At 46.5% G+C, this 1,240-nt stretch carries 1 protein-coding gene; it reads right to left on the reverse strand.

Annotation, left to right across the window (positions count from 1 at the left end; translation table 11 throughout):
• Nucleotides 1–98: 98 nt before the first annotated feature.
• Nucleotides 99–1,240, reverse strand: a 1,142-nt coding sequence (locus A3766_RS27095) for a PLP-dependent aminotransferase family protein (protein WP_068643353.1), incomplete at its 5' end; no start/stop codon positions are given.

The raw sequence follows: 1,240 nt of genomic DNA on the forward strand, positions 1-1,240 counted from the left end.
TGACAGACGCTGAAGGCAAAGAACCCATTCTTATGGAAATGGTTTGGGCCTGGACACCTAAAAAACGTTAAGCTCTCCACTTAAAAGCTGAGCAAGTGTTATGTGAATCTGCTTAGTTCAGCTTTTAGTATATTCCCCAAAATCACAACAGCTTGCTCTCGCTCTCTGGTCCATTCATGTGCATAACTTAACCGAATATAGTTATGGTACTTACTCGAATCGGTTGAAAAGATTTCTCCTGGCGCAACAATGACGCCCTCGGCCTTAGCCAAATGGTAGAACTCTGTGCTATCTACACCATCAGGCAACTGTATCCATGCAACAAAACCTCCTTGCGGCTTAGTGATGCGTGTTTCTTTGGGAAAGTGTAGCGCAATTAAATCTAGCAACCTATCGCGCCTCTGGCTGTAAACTTCACGAGCATGCCTCAAGTGACGGTCAAAGCGCCCTCTAGACAAAATATCGGCAACCGCCAGTTGGGGTAAAGCAAAGTGACTGGAGTTGCTTAAAAAACGTTGGTACTCAATTTTTTCCCGATATCGCCCTGGCATCACCCAGCCGACACATAGCTGAGGGTCAAGCACCTTCGAAACTGAAGAGCACAGCAGAATTCGGCCACCCTTATCATAAGATTTAACAGCTTTTGGCCTAGCATCACTGTATGACAGCTCTCCGTAAATATCGTCTTCAATCATCGGTAAATCATATTTTTCTAAGAGCTTCGCCAACTTGAGCTTCGCAGTTTCTGGCATCAAGGCTCCCATGGGGTTGCTATAGCTAGGAACTGATAACACAACTTTTACGGGCCACTGCTCGACTGCCAACTGAAGCGCGTCGATGCTCATTCCCCTTACCGGATCTGAAGGAATTTCAAGCGCTTTTAGCCCCAAAGATTCGATTAACTGTAACAAGCCATAATAGCCTGGCGACTCTACCGCAACCACATCACCTTTTTCACACAGAGAGCGTAAACACAATACAATGGCCCCTTGGCAGCCAGCAGTAATAATAATTTCATCAGGTGACACTAACATGCCCGCATCAGAAGCACGTCTGGCGAGCTGCTTCCTTAGTTGAGGACAGCCTTTTCCTGAGTCATAGCCAATGCCGAGAAACTTCTCAGTCCGCACAAGGTTTGCAAATGATTTTTTTAGTTGTTCAATAATAGGGAAGTCACTTGCCGGGACCGCTGCACCGAAGCTGACATTATTTGGTTCTGCCGAACTGGCCAGGACGTCCA

This window comes from Oleiphilus sp. HI0132 (assembly GCF_001635845.1).